Genomic DNA, 17348 nt, shown 5'->3' on the forward strand with positions numbered 1-17348 from the left:
GCTAACTCCGACCGGAGATGTGCTTTACTCCCGTACGTCGCACAAGGACTAGGCATTTGGTGCTTTCCATCGGAAAACGACAAATTGAACCGCCGGTGCTGCTCGCACCGCTGGCGGGAATCACGGATCTCCCGTTCCGGACTTTGGTGTCCCGGTTCGGGTCCGGACTCGTGGTTTCAGAGATGATCGCATCGGGTGAATTCCTGACGGCGAGACCCGGAACGCGGGAAAAGGCGGAGTTGGGCGCGCAGGTGGAAAACACCTCCGTGCAGATCGCCGGGCGCGAGCCGGAGCCGATGGCCGAAGCCGCCCGGATGGTCGCGGACATGGGCGCCCGGGTGATCGACATCAACATGGGTTGCCCGGCCAAGAAGGTGACGGGCGGATGGTCTGGCTCGGCGCTGATGCGGGTGCCCGACCACGCCCTGCGGTTGATCGAGGCGGTGGTGGCCGCGGTCGATCTGCCGGTGACGCTGAAGACCCGGCTGGGCTGGGACGACGCCGACCTGAACGCGCCGGATCTCGCGCGGCGGGCCGAGGGCGCGGGCGTCCGTATGATCGTGATCCACGGCCGGACACGCTGCCAGTTCTACAAGGGCCGCGCCGACTGGGCGGCGATCCGCGCGGTGAAAGAGGCGGTGTCGATCCCTGTCGTCGCCAACGGAGACATCACCGACGCGGACACGGCGCAGCAAGCGCTCGACCTTTCCGGCGCGGACGGTGTGATGGTCGGTCGCGGGGCGCAGGGCGCGCCCTGGGTTCTGGCCGAGATCGCCTCAAAGTTGCATGGCGCCCCGGCGCCGCAGATCCCCGAAGGCGAGGACCTGGCCGATCTGGTTGCCGAACACTACGAGGCGATGCTCGACTTCTACGGGCCCACGCTGGGCAACCGCGTCGCACGCAAGCACCTCGGCTGGTACATGGATCGCGCGGGCACGCCGGCGGCGCTGCGCAAGACGGTCCTGACGGAACGTGACCCGGCGCGGGTCCTATCGCATCTGCGCGAGGCGGTACTGACGCAAGACAAGGACGCGGCGTGATGATGGATGACCGCGACATGATGATCTGGTCCTCGCTGCCGGTCCCGGCGGTGCTGATCGATCCGGACGAGAAGATCGGCGACCTGAACCCGGCGGCCGAGGGCTTCCTGAACAACTCCGCCAAGTGGCTGCAGGGGCAGCCGATCTGGGACCGGCTCGCCATCGACGCGCCGCTGGAGGAGAGCCTGAGCCGCGCCCGGGAAAACGGCACGCCGCTCTTCGTCAACGATGTGGACGTGGGCACCGGCAGCCGGCCGCCGCTGGTGTGCAACCTTCAGATCGCGCCGCTTCAGGGGCGCGAGGGCTGGATGGTCATGCTGATCTCGCCACGCGAGCTGGCCGGGCGGATGACGCAGAGCCATTCGGTGAAATCCGCCGCGAAGTCTGCCATCGGCATGGCAGAGATGCTGGCCCACGAAATCAAGAACCCGCTGGCGGGGATCACCGGCGCGGCCCAGCTTCTCAGCATGAACTTGCCCAAGGAAGACCTTGAATTCACGGACCTTATCGTCGCCGAGACGCGGCGGATCGTGAAGCTGCTGGAGCAGGTCGAACAGTTCGGTAACCTCTCGGCGCCCGACCGGCGCGAGGTGAACATCCACGATGTTCTGGACCGGGCCCGCAGATCGGCGCTTCTGGGGTTCGGTGCGCACATGCGCATCCACGAGGAATACGACCCCTCGCTGCCGATGGCCTGGGGCGACCCGGACCAGCTGCTGCAGGTGGTGCTGAACCTGGTGAAGAACGCCTCCGAGGCGGCTGATCCGATCAACGGCGGCCACATCACGCTGCACACCTATTACGAACACAGCTTCCGCCTGCGGCGCGCGGACGGCTCCGGCCAGACGCTGCCGCTGCAGATCGAGATCATCGACGATGGTCCCGGCCTGCCCGAGGCGATCAAGGGCGACATCTTCGATCCCTTCGTTTCGGGCAAGGAGAACGGCACGGGGCTTGGCCTCGCGCTGGTGTCGAAGATCATTTCGGACCACGACGGCTGGATCTCGGTGGACTCCGTCCCCGGCCGCACGGTCTTTCGCATTTCGCTGCCCCGGGCCCCCCGGGCGAAGAAGGAGACCAAGTGATGGACGGCACCGTTCTTGTCGCTGACGACGACCGCACGATCCGCACCGTGCTGACCCAGGCGCTGACGCGCGCGGGCTGCAAGGTGCACGCAACCTCTTCGCTGACCACGCTCATGCGGTGGGTCGGCGAGGGCAAGGGGGATGTGGTGATCTCCGACGTCATGATGCCCGACGGAAACGGGCTCGAGATGCTGCCGAAAATTTCCGAGGACCGGCCCGGCCTGCCGGTGATCGTGATCTCGGCGCAGAACACCATCATGACGGCGATCCAGGCGGCGGAGGCGGAAGCCTACGACTACCTGCCCAAACCCTTCGACCTGCCGGACCTGATGAAGCGCACGGCCAAGGCGCTGGAGAACCGCAACCGCGCGCCCCGGCGAGAAGAGACGGTGGTCGGCGCCGACGAGCCGGACGAGCTGCCGCTGGTGGGCAAGACCCCGGCGATGCAGGCGCTATACCGGCTTGTCGCCAAGGTGATGAACACCGACCTCCCGGTGTTGATCACCGGCGAAAGCGGCACGGGAAAGTCGCTGATCGCGAAGGCGCTGCACGATTTTTCCGACCGGCGGACGCTGCCCTTCGTCACCGTGACGGCGGGCGACCTGCAGGACCTCGACGGTCCGGCGCGGGTGCTGGCGCGGGTGAAGGGCGGGACGCTGCTGATCGACGAGATCGCCGATGTCCCGGACGAGATCCAGGCCCGGATCGTGCGCATGATGGATGTGCCTGGCGATCACGTGCCGCGCTTCCTCGCCTCCAGCCAGATGGACCCGCAGTCGCTGATCGAGGGCGGCAAGGTGCGGCAGGACCTGTTCTACCGCCTCGACGGCGCGGCCATCGCTGTGCCTTCGCTGCGGGAGCGGGTTGAGGACATCTCGCTCCTGACCGACCACTTCCTTGCGCGGGCGGAGCGTGAAGGCGCGTCGAAGCGCTGGCTGTCCGAAGGCGCGGCGGACCTGTTCCGGGTGTATTCCTGGCCGGGCAACGTGCGCCAGCTCGAGAACGCTGTGCGGCGGCTGTCGCTGACCTCGCGGTCCGAAGAGATCACAAGGGCAGAGGTCGAGGCGGTTCTGGGCAACCAGCCGGAAACCGGACCTGTGCTGCGCGGGGGCGACAGCGACAAGCTGGGCGAATCCGTCGCGCGCCACCTGCGCCGGTATTTCGACCTGCATGGCGCGATGCTGCCGCCGCCGGGTCTGCACGGGCGTATCATCCGCGAGGTCGAGGCCCCGCTGATCGAGATTGCCCTTGAGGCAACCGGGGGGAATCAGGCGAAATGCGCCGACCTTCTGGGAATAAACCGCAATACTTTGCGCAAGAAGATCACGGATCTGGATATTCGCGTGACACGCCGCCGAAAGTTGATGTAAAAAGACCACATAGGTGTGACCCCGTCGCCATGATCCGCGTTAACGCTGCGTCATGGGGTGAGAAGGTCACCAGATATGGCGGTTTGCGTTGTGATGACCTCTAGAAAGAGGCGGGCTGCGCTACATTGACGAGGGTTGGCTGTGGCCACGCGGGCACGTATCACGTTCCGGTCGCCGACATGGGCACTGCTCATTCGGCTGAGGCGGCGTCGCTGGTTTTCGAACCTGATGACCTTCCTGCTTGTGGCGCTTGGGCCGATCCTCGCGTTTTCCACGTTCCTCGTGCTTGGCCCGCTGGACCAGGGCTCGTCGACATCCAGCCTGCGCATGGTGCTGCTGGCCGACCTGGTCTACGTCCTGCTTCTGGCGGCGCTCGTGCTGATGCGGGTCAGCCGGATGGTGTCGGCCCGGCGGGCGCAATCGGCGGGGTCGCGACTGCACCTGAGGTTGACCACCGCCTTCGTGATGATGGCGCTTCTGCCGACGATCACGGTTGCCGTCTTCGCGGTGCTGACCATCAACATCGGCTTGGAGACGTGGTTCTCCACCCGCGTGCAGAACGTGGTGAGCGCGTCGCGCGCCGCGGCCGAAGCCTATGACGAACAAAGCCGCGAGGGCCTCGTGCAGGATGCGGAAGCCTTGGCGGAATTCCTCGATTCCAGCCGCCGCGCCGCCTTCATGATCGATGACGGGGCGCTGCGGCGGTTGCTGGGGCAGGGGCAGGGGCGCATCCAGCGGGGCCTGCGCGAGGCCTACGTGATCGACGGCGCCGGAGAGATACGGGCGCGGGGCGAACGCTCCTACCTGTTCAATTACGAGGAACCTCGGGTCTCCGACTTCGCGGAGGCGGAGGAAACCGGGGTCGCGATCATCCCGGATTACGACAACAACGAACTGCGCGCGCTGGTGCCGCTTGCCGCCTTCGTGGACCGCTACCTCTACATCAGCCGCGAGGTCGACGGTGCGATCCTGAACCTGCTGGACGAAACGCAGGAGACCGCGCGCTTCTACCAGCAGCAGGAAAGCGAGCGGGGCAGGCGGCTGTTCGACTTCGCCATGCTGTATCTCGGTTTTGCGGTGCTGCTGATCCTCGCCGCGACATGGGCGGGCCTTTGGTTCGCGGAACGGCTGTCGCGCCCGGTGGGGCGTCTGGCGGGGGCGGCGCAGCAGGTCGGCAAGGGCGACCTCGACGTGCAGGTGATCGAGGAGGAGACCGACGACGAGATTTCGATGCTCGGGCGCCTGTTCAACCAGATGACCCGCCAGCTCAAGGCGCAGCGCGAGACATTGCTGGAGAACACGCGCCAGATCGAGCGGCGGCAACGGCTGTTCGACTCCGTGCTGACCTCCGTCACCTCGGGTGTCGTCGGTCTCGATCCGGACGGGACCGTGGCCTTCGTGAACCGCTCGGCCGAACGGTTGCTGGGCTGGCACGAAACCCATCGTGCCGATCCGATCATGGTGGCCGTGCCGGAGTTCGGCGAGGTGTTCGACCGCCTGCGCAACGAGGGCCGGGAGGTCGTTCAGCAGGAGGTCAAGGTCATCCGCGAAGGCCGGCTGGAACATCTGCTGGTGCGCCTGTCCACGCGCCGCCGCGCCGACGGCTCTCTCGAAGGGTACGTGGTTGCCTTCGACGACGTGACCGACCTTGTCAGCGCGCAGCGGATGGCGGCCTGGGGCGACGTGGCGCGGCGCATCGCGCACGAGATCAAGAACCCGCTCACCCCGATCCAGCTTTCGGCGGAACGGATAAAGCGCAAGTTCGCCCGCCAGCTGGATGAGGCCGACGCCGAGAAGCTGGAGGAGATGACCGGCGTGATCGTCCGACAGACCGACGGGCTGCGGCGGATCGTCGACGAATTCTCCAAGTTCGCGCGCATGCCGGAACCGGAACGGCGACCGGAGGACCTGGGCGACCTGCTGCGCGGGGCGATCCTGCTGCAGGACAGCGGCCAGCCCAACGTGACCTTCCGCACCGACCTCCCGAGGCAGAAGATGCCGTCGGAACTTGACGCGGGCATGATCGGGCAGGCCTTCACCAACCTGATCAAGAACGCGGGCGAGGCCACGGAAAGCCTGATCCTGAAGGGCGCGCCAGAGGGCTACAGGCCGGAGATCCGGGTCGAGGGCGAGATCGACGGCAACGACGCGGTGATCCGCATCATGGACAACGGCATCGGCCTGCCCGAGGACCGCGCGCGCCTGTTCGAGCCCTACGTCACCACCCGGAACGAGGGCACCGGCCTTGGCCTGCCCATCGTCAAGAAGATCATCGAGGAACATGGCGGCACGCTGCATCTGGAAGATGCACCGCCGTTTTCGGATGGCGCCCACCGTGGCGCGATGGCGGTCGTCCGGCTGCCGCTGAGACCCGCGGCAGAGCAGCCGCAACCGGAATTCAATAACGAAAACATGGAGAAGACGGCATGAGCGACATCCTGATTGTCGACGACGAGCGTGACATCCGCGAGCTGATCGGGGATATCCTCGAGGACGAGGGCTATACAACCCGGCTGGCAGGCAACTCGAACGATGCCATGGCTGAAATCAACTCCGAGCCGCCCGCGCTCCTGATCCTCGACATCTGGCTGAAGGACAGCAAGATGGACGGGATCGACATCCTCAAGACCGTCAAGCGCGACAACCCCGACATCCCGGTCGTGATCATCTCCGGTCACGGCAATATCGAGATCGCCGTGGCGGCGATCAAGCAGGGCGCCTACGACTTCATCGAGAAGCCGTTCAACATCGACCAGTTGCTGGTCGTGATCCGCCGCGCGATGGAGGCGTCCATGCTGCGCCGCGAGAACCAGCAGCTCAAGCGCGGTGAGGTGCGGCAGGCGGAGATGATCGGCGAAAGCGCGTCGTTCCGCACGCTGGTGTCGCAGCTCGAGAAGGTGACGAAGTCGAACGGCCGCGTGATGCTGACCGGCCCCGCGGGCTGTGGCAAGGAAGTGGCCGCGCGCTACATCCACGCCAATTCGAACCGCGCGCAGGCGCCTTTCGTGACGGTGAACTGCGCGGGCGTCGAGCCGGAGATGATGGAGGCCATGCTCTTCGGTCGCGAAAGCGCCAAGCGCGGGATCGAGCCCGGGTTGCTGGAACAGGCCCACGGCGGCGTCGTCTATTTCGATGAAGTCGCGGACATGCCCGTCGGTACGCAGTCCAAGATCCTGCGCGTGCTGGTCGACCAGCAGTTCCAGCGCGTCGGCGGCAACGACAAGGTGCGGGTGGACCTGCGGGTGATCTCGTCGACCAATCGCGATCTGCAGGAGGAAATCGCCATGGGCCGGTTCCGCGAGGAACTGTACCACCGCCTGAACGTGGTTCCGATCGCGGTGCCGTCGCTGGCGGAGCGGCGCGAGGACATTCCGGTTCTGGCGCGTCACTTCATCGAGGGCTGCAACCTGACTCAGGGCCTGCCGCTGCGCGAACTGACCGAGGACGCCATCGCGCTCATGCAGACGATGACCTGGCCGGGCAACGTTCGCCAGTTGAAGAACCTGGTTGAGCGGGTGCTGATCCTCGGCGACGGGCACGGCCCCATCGAGGCGCGCGAGCTGCCGCAGGAAAGCGTGCCGGGCGAAGATGGCGAGGGCCGCGTGGTGCTTTCGGGCACACTGGCGACGCTGCCGCTGCGCGAGGCGCGCGAGGCTTTCGAACGCGAATACCTGCTGACCCAGATCAACCGTTTCGGTGGGAACATCTCGCGCACGGCGTCGTTTGTCGGTATGGAGCGGTCGGCGCTGCACCGGAAGCTGAAGTCTCTCGGCGTGGTGACCTCGGCCAAGTCCGGCGGGCGCGTGGCGCGTGTGGACGAGGACCGCATGTCGGAAGCGTCCTGAGCGGCGCGCGGAAGAGGCAGACGAGGCAGTGATGAAACGGACTTTGGTGGCGGGCCTGTGCCTGCTGAGCATGGGGCTGGCAGGTTGCGGCATGCCCACGGACCAGCGTGTGCCGGCGGAGGCGATGAACTTTGCCGCGACGCAATCGGCCGAGGCGGCGAAGATCGAGTCGCTCAAGCGGGACATCCTTGCCCTCGGACCGGGCATCGACCCGGCAGAGGCGCAGCGCGTGGCCGAGGTCGCGGTGCGGGAACCGCTGGTCTGGGCGAAGGAATGGGATGTCGTCGATCCCCCGCTGATCCACAACATGAAGGTGAACCACGGGCTGAAGCCGCGTGGGCTGTGCAAGGACTGGGCTGACGACCTGCAACGCGCCATGTGGCGCCTCGACCTCAAGACCATCGACCTGCACCGCGCCATCGCCAATTCGCGCAACATCTCGCTGGAGCATTCGGTGCTGATCGTCTCGGCCAAGGGGGCCAGTTTCGAGCAGGGCATCGTGCTGGATCCTTGGCGGCAGGGCATGGGTCGGCTGTGGTGGAGCAAGACGCTCGAAGACCCGCGCTACCACTGGGATTCGCGCGAGGAAGTCTTTGCCTGGAAACGAGAATGGCAGGCACGGGTCGCCGAAGGACGGTGATCCCGATTGCGGCGGTCCGGGCACTGGTGGATCGGTGCGGGAACGGGCCGACGCGCCACACGCCCAAGACGTTGACGAGGTGTCGTGTGCGTGTCATGCCGGTGGAAAACCTGTGAGGTCGGGCCATGAAGGTCATCATCTGTGGGGCGGGCCAGGTCGGTTGGCAGATCGCGCGGCACCTGTCCGGTGAGCGAAACGATGTGACCGTGGTGGACAGCAACCCCGATCTCGTACGCCGCGCGACGGATTCGCTCGACGTGCAGGGCATCGCCGGTTTCGCCTCTTACCCCGACGTGCTGGACCGTGCCGGTGCACGCGACGCCGACATGGTGATCGCCGCGACCCATTCGGACGAGGTCAACATGGTGACCTGCCAGGTGGCGCATTCGGTCTTTGCCGTGCCGCGCAAGATCGCGCGCCTGCGTGCCGAAAGCTACCTGACCGCCATCTACTCCGATCTTTACCGGCGCGATCACATGCCCATCGACGTGGTGATCTCGCCCGAACGCGAGGTGGCGGAGGCGGCGCTGCAACGGCTTGCGGCACCGGTCGCCTTCGATACGGAAAAGTTCCTCGACGGTCAGGCCCAGCTCATGGGGTTGTCCATCGACCCGGAGTCGCCGGTCATCAATACGCCGCTGCGGCAGCTGACCGACCTGTTCTCGACCCTGCGGGCGGTCGTGGTCGGCATCCGGCGCGAGGGCACGCTGTTCGCCCCCGAAAGCGGCGACCAGCTTTTCGCCGGGGACAGCGCCTATGTCATGGTGCATGCCGACGACATCGGCCGCGCGTTGGAGATCTTCGGCAAGACCTACCGCAAGCAGGAACGGGTCGTGATCGTCGGCGGCGGAAACGTCGGCCTGGCGGTGGCCCGGCGACTCGAGAACAAGACCGAACGCATCCGCGCCAAGGTCATCGAGCGGGACCGCAAGCAGGCCGAACGCGCCGCCGAGGAACTGGAACGGACCATCGTCCTGCACGGCGACGGGCTCGACCGCGCGCTGCTGTCGGAGGCGGGGATCGAACGGGCCGACGCCGCGCTCTGCGTGACCGACGACGACAAGGTGAACCTGCTGGCGGCGGTGCGCGCCAAGGCCGCGGGTTGTCCCATGGTGATCGCCCTCATCAACGACCCGACGCTGGTGCCGCTGATGGAGCCGCTCGGCATCGACGCCTACATCAACCCGCGCTCCACCACCGTCTCGTCGATCCTGCGCCACATCCGGCACGGCAAGGTGCGCGCGGTCTACTCCATCGGCGATGCGGAGGCCGAGGTGATCGAGGCGGAGGTCCTCTCCACCTCGCCCATCGCCGGCGCCATGATCCGCGACATCGACTTCCCCGAAGGTGTGCTGGTGGGTGCGGTGCGCAAGGGCGACAAGGTGGTCAAACCCACCGGCGGGCTGCGGATCGAGGACGGCGACCAGATCGTGCTCTTCAGCCTGTCGGGCGACGTGCCGGAGGTCGAACGCCTTCTGCAGGTCTCCATCGACTTCTTCTGAGCCCATGGCCGGCCGCGCAGCACATCCGTCCGAACGGCGCCCGGCGGAGACCGGCGCATGACCGTGCTGCTGCGCCTGCCGCTGTTCCTGTTGCTGATGGGGCTGACCTCGGTGTCGATGTTCCTGCCTGCGGCCTACGCGCTGGCGATCGAGGAATTCCACGATTCCCGCAGCTTCTTCTACGCGGCGATCATCGGGCTGGTGCTGACCACGCTGATCGCCGTCGCGATGTCCAACCGCGAGCACAACAAAAGCGCTATGCGTCAATTGCTTGCGCTGGCCGCAGGGTTCCTTCTGCTGCCGCTGATGATGGCTGTGCCGTTCTACGAGGCGGTGCGCACGACCACATTCGACAGCGCCTACTTCGAGATGGTGTCGAGCTTCACGACCACCGGCGCCACCCTGTTCGACCCGACGCGCCTGTCCGGGCCGGAGCACTTGTGGCGCGCGCAGGTCGGCTGGCTGGGCGGGATGCTGATGTGGGTCGCGGCCTCCGCCATCCTGGCACCTCTGGCACTGGGTGGGTTCGAGGTGACGGCGGCGGGTGAACCGGGGCAGGCGATCCTGCCGGGGGTGGCGCGCAGCACGACGTCGAACCCCGGCCACCGTCTGATGCGCAGCGTCGAGGCGCTTGTGCCGCTCTACATCGGGCTGACCATGGCGCTGGCGGTGATGTTGCTGGTGGCGGGCGATCCGCCGCTGGTGGCCCTGACCCACGCCATGTCGGTGATGTCGACCTCGGGCATATCCCCCATCGGCGGCGTCGAGAATGCGCCGAGCGGCATCTGGGGCGAGGCGATCCTGTTCCTGTTCCTCGCCTTCGCCTTGTCGCGGCAGACGTTCTCCTCCGACACGCGGAACGAGCGGGGGTTGTATTACGACGCGGAATTCCGGCTGGGTTTGCTGATCATCGTCGTCGTCCCGCTGGTGCTGTTCGCGCGGCACTGGTCGGCGGCGTTGGAGATCGGCGACGAACAGAACGCGCTGGCGGGGTTGAAGGCGCTGTGGGGCGGGCTGTTCACCGCGGCCAGCTTCCTGACGACTAACGGTTTTCTCAGCTCCGAATGGGCCACGGCGCAGGACTGGTCGGGCCTGTCGACGCCGGGGATCATCCTGATGGGGCTGGCGTTGCTGGGCGGTGGCGTGGCGACGACCGCGGGTGGGGTGAAGCTTCTGCGGGTCTATGCGCTCTACCTCAACGGCCAGCGCGAGATCGAGCGGCTGGTGCACCCGTCCTCCGTCGGCGGGGCCGGGCTTCTGGGGCGGAGGATGCGGCGGGAGGGTGCCTTCATCGCCTGGGTCTTCTTCATGCTCTTTGCCGTCACCTTGTCGCTTTTGACAATGATCCTAGGGCTTTATGGGCTGGACTTCGAGCAGGCGACGGTGCTGACGATTGCCACTCTGGCCAACACCGGCCCGCTGATTGACGTTGCGCCATCGACGGCCATAGACCTCGGCGCCCATGCGTGGCATGCAAAGGTGATCCTGTGCGGTGCGATGGTGCTTGGCCGGCTTGAACTGCTGGCCGTGATCGTGATGCTTAGCCCGGAGAGTTGGCGTGGATGACACAGAGGCACCGCGGGTGCGAAAAACCTTGAAATTGCGTCTGGAAACTCCGGAGGTGGCAACGCATACTCCCGAAGGTGTGGGCGGCCCCGAGGGACGGGCCAAAGGCAAGAACAAAGGCAAACCAATGGCTTCCGACAGACAGAACCTTCAGGACGCATTCCTCAACCACGTTCGCAAGACGAAGGTGCCGGTGACGGTGTTCCTGATCAACGGCGTGAAGTTGCAGGGTGTCATCACCTGGTTCGACAACTTCTGCGTCCTGCTGCGCCGGGACGGGCAGTCGCAGCTTGTGTACAAGCACGCGATCTCCACGATCATGCCGGGTCAGCCGATCAACCTCTACGACGGGGAAGACAACTGAGGGAACATGACCCTCATTTGACCCGCGCCTGGGTTCTGCATCCGAACATCCGTACTCCGGACCGGCGTCGCGATCCCGAAATGGCGCTGGAGGAGGCGGTGTCGCTGGCGCGCGCGCTCCCCGACCTGGAGGTCGTGGGGGAAACCGTCGTGCCCTTGCGCGACCCGCATCCCGGCATGCTGTTCGGTTCGGGAAAGATCAGCGAACTCAAGGAGTTGATCCTCGAAAACGAGGTGGAGCTGGTGCTGGTCGACGGCCCGGTGACGCCCGTGCAGCAGCGCAACCTGGAACGCGAGTGGAAGGTCAAGCTGCTGGACCGGACGGGTCTGATCCTCGAGATCTTCAGCGACCGTGCGGCGACGCGGGAAGGCGTGCTGCAGGTGGAGATGGCGGCGCTCAGCTACCAGCGGACTCGGCTGGTCAGGGCCTGGACCCACCTCGAACGGCAGCGGGGCGGGCTGGGATTCGTCGGCGGTCCGGGCGAGACGCAGATCGAGGCGGACCGGAGGGCCATCGACGAGCAGTTGGTGCGGCTGCGTAGGCAGCTCGACAAGGTGGTCAAAACCCGTGAGCTGCACCGCAAGGCGCGGGCCAAGGTGCCTTATCCGATCGTCGCGCTGGTGGGCTATACGAACGCCGGAAAATCCACCCTTTTCAACCGTTTGACGGGTGCAGAGGTGATGGCGAAGGACATGCTTTTCGCCACGCTCGACCCGACCATGCGGGCGGTGCGCCTGCCCACGGGCGCAGATGTGATCCTGTCGGACACGGTGGGTTTCATCAGCGACCTGCCGACCGAACTGGTGGCGGCCTTCCGGGCCACGCTGGAGGAGGTCCTGGCCGCCGATGTGATCGTGCACGTGCGCGACATCTCCCATCCGGAGACCGAGGCGCAGGCCGAGGACGTGCGCACGATCCTCACCGGACTGGGCGTCGACGAGGATACGCCGCAAATCGAATTGTGGAACAAGATCGATCGGTTGGAAGGCGACGTTAAAGTCGCGACCGAAGCCCGCGCGGACCGGGACAAGAGCATTTTCGCGGTCTCGGCCGTGACCGGAGAGGGGCTGGACGGCTTCCTCGACGCGGTGACGGAGGCGCTTGGCGAAGAGCGCCGGACGGATGCGCTGACGCTTGGCTTCGACGAGGGACGCAAGCGGGCGTGGCTGTTCGAGAAGGGGCTGGTCGAGGAAGAGCACCAGACCGACGACGGCTACGAGGTGACCGTGACATGGTCGGCGCGCGACCGGGCGCGTTTCGGTCAGCTCTAGGCGTTAACCCTGACATTCTTAACGGTGCGCGCGGCGGGGTTAAGACGCCGCGCGGGGACGATGCAACGCGCAGGTCTTGTGGGACAGCCGCGGCAGCCCCACAACGATTTCCGGTTTTTTCAGCAAGGTTTCCGGCCTGTAAGGGGTGAACCGGCCGTTTCGGGGGTCCGAACCGGCCGGTTGGTAACCTTTTGCCCCCGGGCGTCGGAAAACGTGGTTAACGCGGCAATCGGGCGCGGCGGGGGATGGTGGCCAACCCGGCCCGTGGGGCCGGAACGCCCACCCTACGAAAACGCCGCACCGGCCCCCGGCACCTGCGTGAAGACCGGCTGCCCGGTCTCGAGGTGGCTGCGCGCGGCGGCCAGCCGGGCCGCCTGTCTGCGGGAGGGCGCGGGGGGCGTGTTGGCCCAGACCCAGTGACAGAAGCAGCGTTGCAGGAAGGCATGCACCGGCGGCGCGGTGTGCGTGTCGCCGTAGGCCGCGACCAGCGTGCCCGGGCCGCGCGGGACGGGCAGAGTGGCGAGGTCGAGCGCGAGGGTGAAGAGATCGCGCAGTGGCTCGTCCTCGCGCCTGTTCTCCACGTCGATGCCCCATGTGACGCTGCCGTCGTGCAGGAGGTTCGAGAGCGTCATGTCGCGGTGGGTGACGGCGCGGGTGGCCTTCTGTTTGCGCGCGGCGTCGGCCATGGCCTGCGTCCGGCGGACGGCGTCGGTGAAGGCGGGCAGGTCGGGGATGGTCCGGTCGCCTGCCTGCGCCTGCTCCACCAGCCGGTCGAGCCAGTTGACGTGGCCCGCCGGACGGAAGGGAAAACGGCGGCGGGTGAGGCCGTGGAAGCGGTCGAGCCAGCGACCGGCAAGCGTGCCGGTGTCGGTGCCTGCGCCGTGCAGCGTGGCGAGGTCGGTCCCGTCGATCCATGGCATCACGAGGGTGGCGTCTGCGGCGTGCAGCACAGGGGGCACGCGGTGCAGGCCGTCGGCCATCGCCTCTGCCAGAGCCTGTTGCCGGGTGGCCTGCCGCAGCGCGCGGTCGGCGGCCTCGGGGCTGTAGACCTTTACCAGCAATGTGCCTGCGCGGAAGAGCTGCGCCTGTCCCGGCGGGGCGTCCGGGCGGAGCGGCCGGAGGGTGTCACGCAGGCCCATGGCCCTGAGCGCGGCTGCGGCCCCGGGCTCCGCCTCCGCCGGGGAGATCACGGCTTCACGAGCCGGGTGATGCCGGTGGCCGCGGCGCGCGCGAGGTTGATGTCGAGCGACATGGGGATGTATTCGCCGCGCCGCCAGAGCTGCCCAAGGTCGTCGTAATGGCGCGAGAGCGGGTGGCCCGATTGCCCGGTCGACATGATGAAGACCGAGCTGTCGGGGTCGGCGAAGTCGTAGACGCCGCGATACCCCGCCGCGTGCACGTTGGCGAAGGGTTCGGGCCCGGTGCCCGCGGTGCGCCCGCGCTGCAGGGTGAAGTCGCCGCCAGAGGTGTTCTGGCGGATGTTCACGAAGGTCCGCACGAGGGGGATGTCGCCCAGCACCGTGTGACGGTGGATCGCCACGTGGGCGTCGCCCCAGCGCAGCGCCTCGAGCTGGGTGCCGTAGGTTTCGTCGATCCAGATCAGCGCGTCGTCCAGCGCCAGCCGCGCGATGTCGGAGCAGCTTTCGATCTTGGCGGAGCGGATCACGTCGCACCACCACGCCGCGCCGTCGATGTTGCGAAAGACACGCTCGATGAAGAGCGGCTCCACGTGGGTGTATTCGTCGGCGAGCGGGCCGAGGTTGTCGCGGATCAGCCGTTCCTGCAGCGCGCGCAGCCATGCGGCGTAGATCAGCGGTTCCGGCATGTGTTCGTTCATCTCGCCGTTCCATTCGGCGAGGAGCGCCAGCGCCCGCTGGCGGCGGCGTTCGGGCGTGCCCTCGGGGGCGGCCTCGGTGGTGTACCAGAGGTCGCGGCCGATGAGCGGCAGGAGCGTGCGGGCGGCGGGCGACACGGTGTCGAGCTGCGCCTCGATGAAGCTGTCGCGGGTGTGCACCTTGCGGCCCTGCATCAGCGTCTTCCAGCGCTGGATGCGCTGGCTGTCGCCCCAGTCGAAGGAGACGTGGTCGGGGAAGGGCCGGTCGACGGTCTTGTTGTTGGTGTTGCCGACGATGCCGCCGCGCGGGGCGAGGAATTCGGGGTTCTGCGAATAGGGCAGCATGCCCTGCCAGCGATTCGCCGCGATCCAGCCGGGCGAGGGCAGGCGGCCCTGGCTTTGATGATTGGGGTCGCGGCGGGGCATCTGGCCCACCAGCTTCATGGCGACGGTGGTGTCGTCGATCAGGGTGAGGTTCTGCGAGGGGGCGACATAGGCGCGCGAGACCTCGATCGCCTCGGAGACGTCCTGCGCCATCATCAGGCCGACGGCGGCGGAGATCGAGGTGTCCTCGGCCGAGAGCGCGGTCCAGTTGAGCGAGACGACGTGCCCCGGCGGCGTGATGGTTTCGAGGTCGTACTGCGAGCCGGGCAGGACGGGGCCGTTCTCGGTGAAGCGCAGGGTGATGGTGATCGGCGCTTCGTCCTTGATGTCGATGATCGACTTGCGGGTGCGGAAGGGCTTGTAGCCCTCGGGGGTCAGCACCTCTTCGGGATTGTCGGGGTTCACCTGCTCGATGTGCAGGTCCTGGTCGTCGAGGTAGGAGGAGGTGAGGCCGAAGGCGATGTGCTCGGACCGGCCGACCATGATCGCGGGGATGCCGGGGATCGAGCCGCCGATGACCCCGCCGGACTGGAGCTGCATCCGCGCGAGGTACCAGACGGAGGGCGCGGTCAGCCCGAGGTGCGGGTCGTTGGCCAGCAGCGTCCCGCGGGAGGCGGAGCGGTCCGGCGCCGCGGCCCAGGCGTTCGACGCGCCGGCAAGCCCGCGCAGCGGGACAGCGGGCAGGAACGGGTCGGGCGGGGTGGTGGCTGCGGCGTAGCGCGGCAGGTCGCTGTCGGGGAAGAGCGAGGCGTATTCCGGCAGCGCGGCGATGGCTTCCCCGGGGATGTCGGGCAGGATGTCGGAAAGGCGCGTGTCGTCGTCGAGCATCAGGGAGGTGCGGGCGCGCAGCACCTCCTCGCCGATGTGGCCGGTCAGTTGCAGGGCCATCAGCTTGACGATGGCGATGCTGTCGGCGGGCTGCCATGGCGGTAGGTTCGCGTCGAAGAGGAAGAACTCCGGCGCGCCGCGCCCCAGCGCCTCGGCGTTGATCTCGGAGATGCGGGCGTTGACGCCGGCGGCATAGGCCTCGAGCGCGTCGAGGGTGCGCGGGTCCTGGTGCTGGACCGAGGCGACCGAGAGCGCGTAGAGGTCGAGCCGCCGCAAGAGCGTGTCGGTGCGCACGGTCCTCGACCCGAAGATCTCGGACAGGCGGCCCTGCGCGGTGCGCCGCAGCAGCATCATCTGCCAGAGGCGGTCCTGCGCGTGCACGTAGCCCAGCCCGAAGAAGGCGTCACGGTCCGACAGCGCCATGATGTGCGGCACGGCGTTGTTGTCGCGCACGATCTCGATGTCGGCGGTGATCCCGGCGGTGGGCCGGGTCTTGTCGTACTCGGGCAGGGAGCGCACGGCGAGATGGCGGACCAGCAGGATCCCGACCAGCGCAACGATCAGCAGCGCGGTGGTCAGACGGAGGAGCCAGCGGAACAGTGTGGCCATTTCCTTCTCCTGCCGTTTCGGGTTACGTGGACCGGGACGGGACTTAACTTGACCGGCGGCGCTTGCCAAGGGGCGGCTCCGCGACCGGCGAATGGAGGCTGAGCATGGCAAAAGTTGCATTTCTGGGTCTGGGGGTGATGGGATACCCCATGGCGGGACACCTGGCGAAGGCCGGGCACGAGGTGACGGTCTACAACCGCACCGCCGCCAAGGCAGAGAAATGGGCCGCGGAACATGGCGGTGCATGGGCGCCGACCCCGCGCGAGGCGGCGAAGGGCGCGACCCTCGTGATGTCCTGCGTCGGCAACGACGACGACCTGCGCTCGGTCTGCCTTGGCGATGACGGCGCCTTTGCCGGGATAGACGCGGGCAGCATCTTCGTCGATCACACCACCGTGTCCGCCCAGGTCACCCGCGAACTGCACGCCGCGGCGGCAGAGAAGAACGTGGCCTTCGTCGACGCGCCGATCTCCGGCGGGCAGGCCGGGGCCGAGAACGGCCAGCTCGTGGTGATGTGCGGCGGCGAGGAAGACGCCTACGCCGAGGCGGAGACGGTCATCGACGCCTATTCCAAGCTCTGCAAACGGCTGGGCGAGAGCGGCTCGGGCCAGCTTTGCAAGATGGTGAACCAGATCTGCATCGCGGGGCTGGTGCAGGGCCTTTCCGAAGGGCTGCACTTTGCCGAGAAGGCGGGTCTCGACGGGCGCGACGTGGTCGACGTCATCGGCGGCGGCGCGGCGGGATCCTGGCAGATGGTCAACCGCTACAAGACGATGCTCGACGGTCACTTCGAACACGGCTTTGCCACCGACTGGATGCGCAAGGACCTGGCCATCTGCCTGAAGACGGCGGAGGAAAACGGCGCCTCCCTGCCGGTGACGGCGCTGGTCGACCAGTTCTACAAGGACGTGCAGAACATGGGCGGCGGCCGCTGGGACACGTCGTCGCTCTTTGCGCGGCTGCGCAAGCTGGGCTGAGGGCTTTCGCCGGGCCTCCGGCCCGCCGACCCG

13 protein-coding genes are annotated in these 17348 nt (G+C 67.2%); 11 read left to right on the forward strand and 2 right to left on the reverse strand.

Translation table 11 applies throughout. From position 1 onward, the window contains the following. The first annotated feature begins 56 nt into the window (after positions 1 to 56). From dusB to hflX, 10 genes are all read left to right on the forward strand, one after another. The gene (gene dusB, locus ACU0DV_RS22745) at positions 57 to 1040 is read left to right on the forward strand and encodes a tRNA dihydrouridine synthase DusB (protein ID WP_446243016.1); all 984 of its coding nucleotides are present in this window, start codon (positions 57 to 59) and stop codon (positions 1038 to 1040) included. Beyond that, positions 1040 to 2125, forward strand: a complete 1086-nt coding sequence (locus ACU0DV_RS22750) for a two-component system sensor histidine kinase NtrB (protein ID WP_100930737.1) — start codon at positions 1040 to 1042, stop codon at positions 2123 to 2125. Before dusB ends, ACU0DV_RS22750 begins: the two co-directional genes overlap by 1 nt. Beyond that, on the forward strand, positions 2125 to 3495 hold the full coding sequence (locus ACU0DV_RS22755; protein ID WP_100930736.1) for a response regulator: 1371 nt from the start codon (positions 2125 to 2127) through the stop codon (positions 3493 to 3495). Before ACU0DV_RS22750 ends, ACU0DV_RS22755 begins: the two co-directional genes overlap by 1 nt. 228 nt (positions 3496 to 3723) lie before the next feature. Further along, positions 3724 to 5925, forward strand: a complete 2202-nt coding sequence (locus tag ACU0DV_RS22760; protein ID WP_446243017.1) for an ATP-binding protein — start codon at positions 3724 to 3726, stop codon at positions 5923 to 5925. Beyond that, positions 5922 to 7340 (forward strand): nitrogen assimilation response regulator NtrX, encoded by a 1419-nt coding sequence (gene ntrX, locus ACU0DV_RS22765; RefSeq protein ID WP_100930734.1) that lies wholly within the window; start codon positions 5922 to 5924, stop codon positions 7338 to 7340. Before ACU0DV_RS22760 ends, ntrX begins: the two co-directional genes overlap by 4 nt. Positions 7341 to 7371: 31 nt before the next feature. Further along, positions 7372 to 7980: a hypothetical protein gene (locus ACU0DV_RS22770; RefSeq protein ID WP_446243018.1), complete on the forward strand. Its 609-nt coding sequence runs from the start codon at positions 7372 to 7374 to the stop codon at positions 7978 to 7980. Positions 7981 to 8105: 125 nt separating this feature from the next. Further along, on the forward strand, positions 8106 to 9482 hold the full coding sequence (gene trkA, locus ACU0DV_RS22775; RefSeq protein ID WP_100930732.1) for a Trk system potassium transporter TrkA: 1377 nt from the start codon (positions 8106 to 8108) through the stop codon (positions 9480 to 9482). A 57-nt stretch (positions 9483 to 9539) separates the two neighbouring features. After that, positions 9540 to 11048 (forward strand): TrkH family potassium uptake protein, encoded by a 1509-nt coding sequence (locus ACU0DV_RS22780; protein WP_100930731.1) that lies wholly within the window; start codon positions 9540 to 9542, stop codon positions 11046 to 11048. Between the two features lie 127 nt (positions 11049 to 11175). Continuing rightward, positions 11176 to 11412, forward strand: coding sequence for an RNA chaperone Hfq (hfq, locus tag ACU0DV_RS22785; RefSeq protein ID WP_005860899.1), 237 nt, complete (start codon positions 11176 to 11178; stop codon positions 11410 to 11412). A gap of 17 nt (positions 11413 to 11429) precedes the next feature. Then, complete coding sequence (hflX, locus tag ACU0DV_RS22790; protein WP_198521785.1) at positions 11430 to 12683, forward strand: GTPase HflX; 1254 nt, start codon at positions 11430 to 11432, stop codon at positions 12681 to 12683. 284 nt (positions 12684 to 12967) lie between these two features. On the opposite strand, the gene ACU0DV_RS22795 is transcribed toward hflX, so the two are convergent. Then, positions 12968 to 13873, reverse strand: a complete 906-nt coding sequence (locus ACU0DV_RS22795) for an aminoglycoside phosphotransferase family protein (protein WP_446243020.1) — start codon at positions 13871 to 13873, stop codon at positions 12968 to 12970. Beyond that, positions 13870 to 16338 (reverse strand): penicillin acylase family protein, encoded by a 2469-nt coding sequence (locus ACU0DV_RS22800; RefSeq protein WP_446243021.1) that lies wholly within the window; start codon positions 16336 to 16338, stop codon positions 13870 to 13872. The genes ACU0DV_RS22795 and ACU0DV_RS22800 overlap by 4 nt, the downstream gene beginning before the upstream one ends. 104 nt (positions 16339 to 16442) lie before the next feature. Here ACU0DV_RS22800 and ACU0DV_RS22805 point away from each other — a divergent pair, with 104 nt between their 5' ends. After that, positions 16443 to 17315, forward strand: coding sequence for an NAD(P)-dependent oxidoreductase (locus tag ACU0DV_RS22805; protein WP_446243022.1), 873 nt, complete (start codon positions 16443 to 16445; stop codon positions 17313 to 17315). Positions 17316 to 17348: the final 33 nt, after the last annotated feature.

The sequence above is a fragment of the Sagittula sp. genome (assembly GCF_052825245.1).

What these genes read in the sequence shown, in the direction of transcription:
- ACU0DV_RS22750 (WP_100930737.1), top strand. Translation starts at nt 1,040, where the DNA reads ATGATGGATGACCGCGACATGATGATCTGGTCCTCGCTGCCGGTCCCG.
- ACU0DV_RS22755 (WP_100930736.1), top strand. Translation starts at nt 2,125, where the DNA reads ATGGACGGCACCGTTCTTGTCGCTGACGACGACCGCACGATCCGCACC.
- ACU0DV_RS22760 (WP_446243017.1), top strand. Translation starts at nt 3,724, where the DNA reads ATGACCTTCCTGCTTGTGGCGCTTGGGCCGATCCTCGCGTTTTCCACG.
- ntrX (WP_100930734.1), top strand. Translation starts at nt 5,922, where the DNA reads ATGAGCGACATCCTGATTGTCGACGACGAGCGTGACATCCGCGAGCTG.
- ACU0DV_RS22770 (WP_446243018.1), top strand. Translation starts at nt 7,372, where the DNA reads ATGAAACGGACTTTGGTGGCGGGCCTGTGCCTGCTGAGCATGGGGCTG.
- trkA (WP_100930732.1), top strand. Translation starts at nt 8,106, where the DNA reads ATGAAGGTCATCATCTGTGGGGCGGGCCAGGTCGGTTGGCAGATCGCG.
- ACU0DV_RS22780 (WP_100930731.1), top strand. Translation starts at nt 9,540, where the DNA reads ATGACCGTGCTGCTGCGCCTGCCGCTGTTCCTGTTGCTGATGGGGCTG.
- hfq (WP_005860899.1), top strand. Translation starts at nt 11,176, where the DNA reads ATGGCTTCCGACAGACAGAACCTTCAGGACGCATTCCTCAACCACGTT.
- ACU0DV_RS22800 (WP_446243021.1), bottom strand. Translation starts at nt 16,338, where the DNA reads ATGGCCACACTGTTCCGCTGGCTCCTCCGTCTGACCACCGCGCTGCTG.
- ACU0DV_RS22805 (WP_446243022.1), top strand. Translation starts at nt 16,443, where the DNA reads ATGGCAAAAGTTGCATTTCTGGGTCTGGGGGTGATGGGATACCCCATG.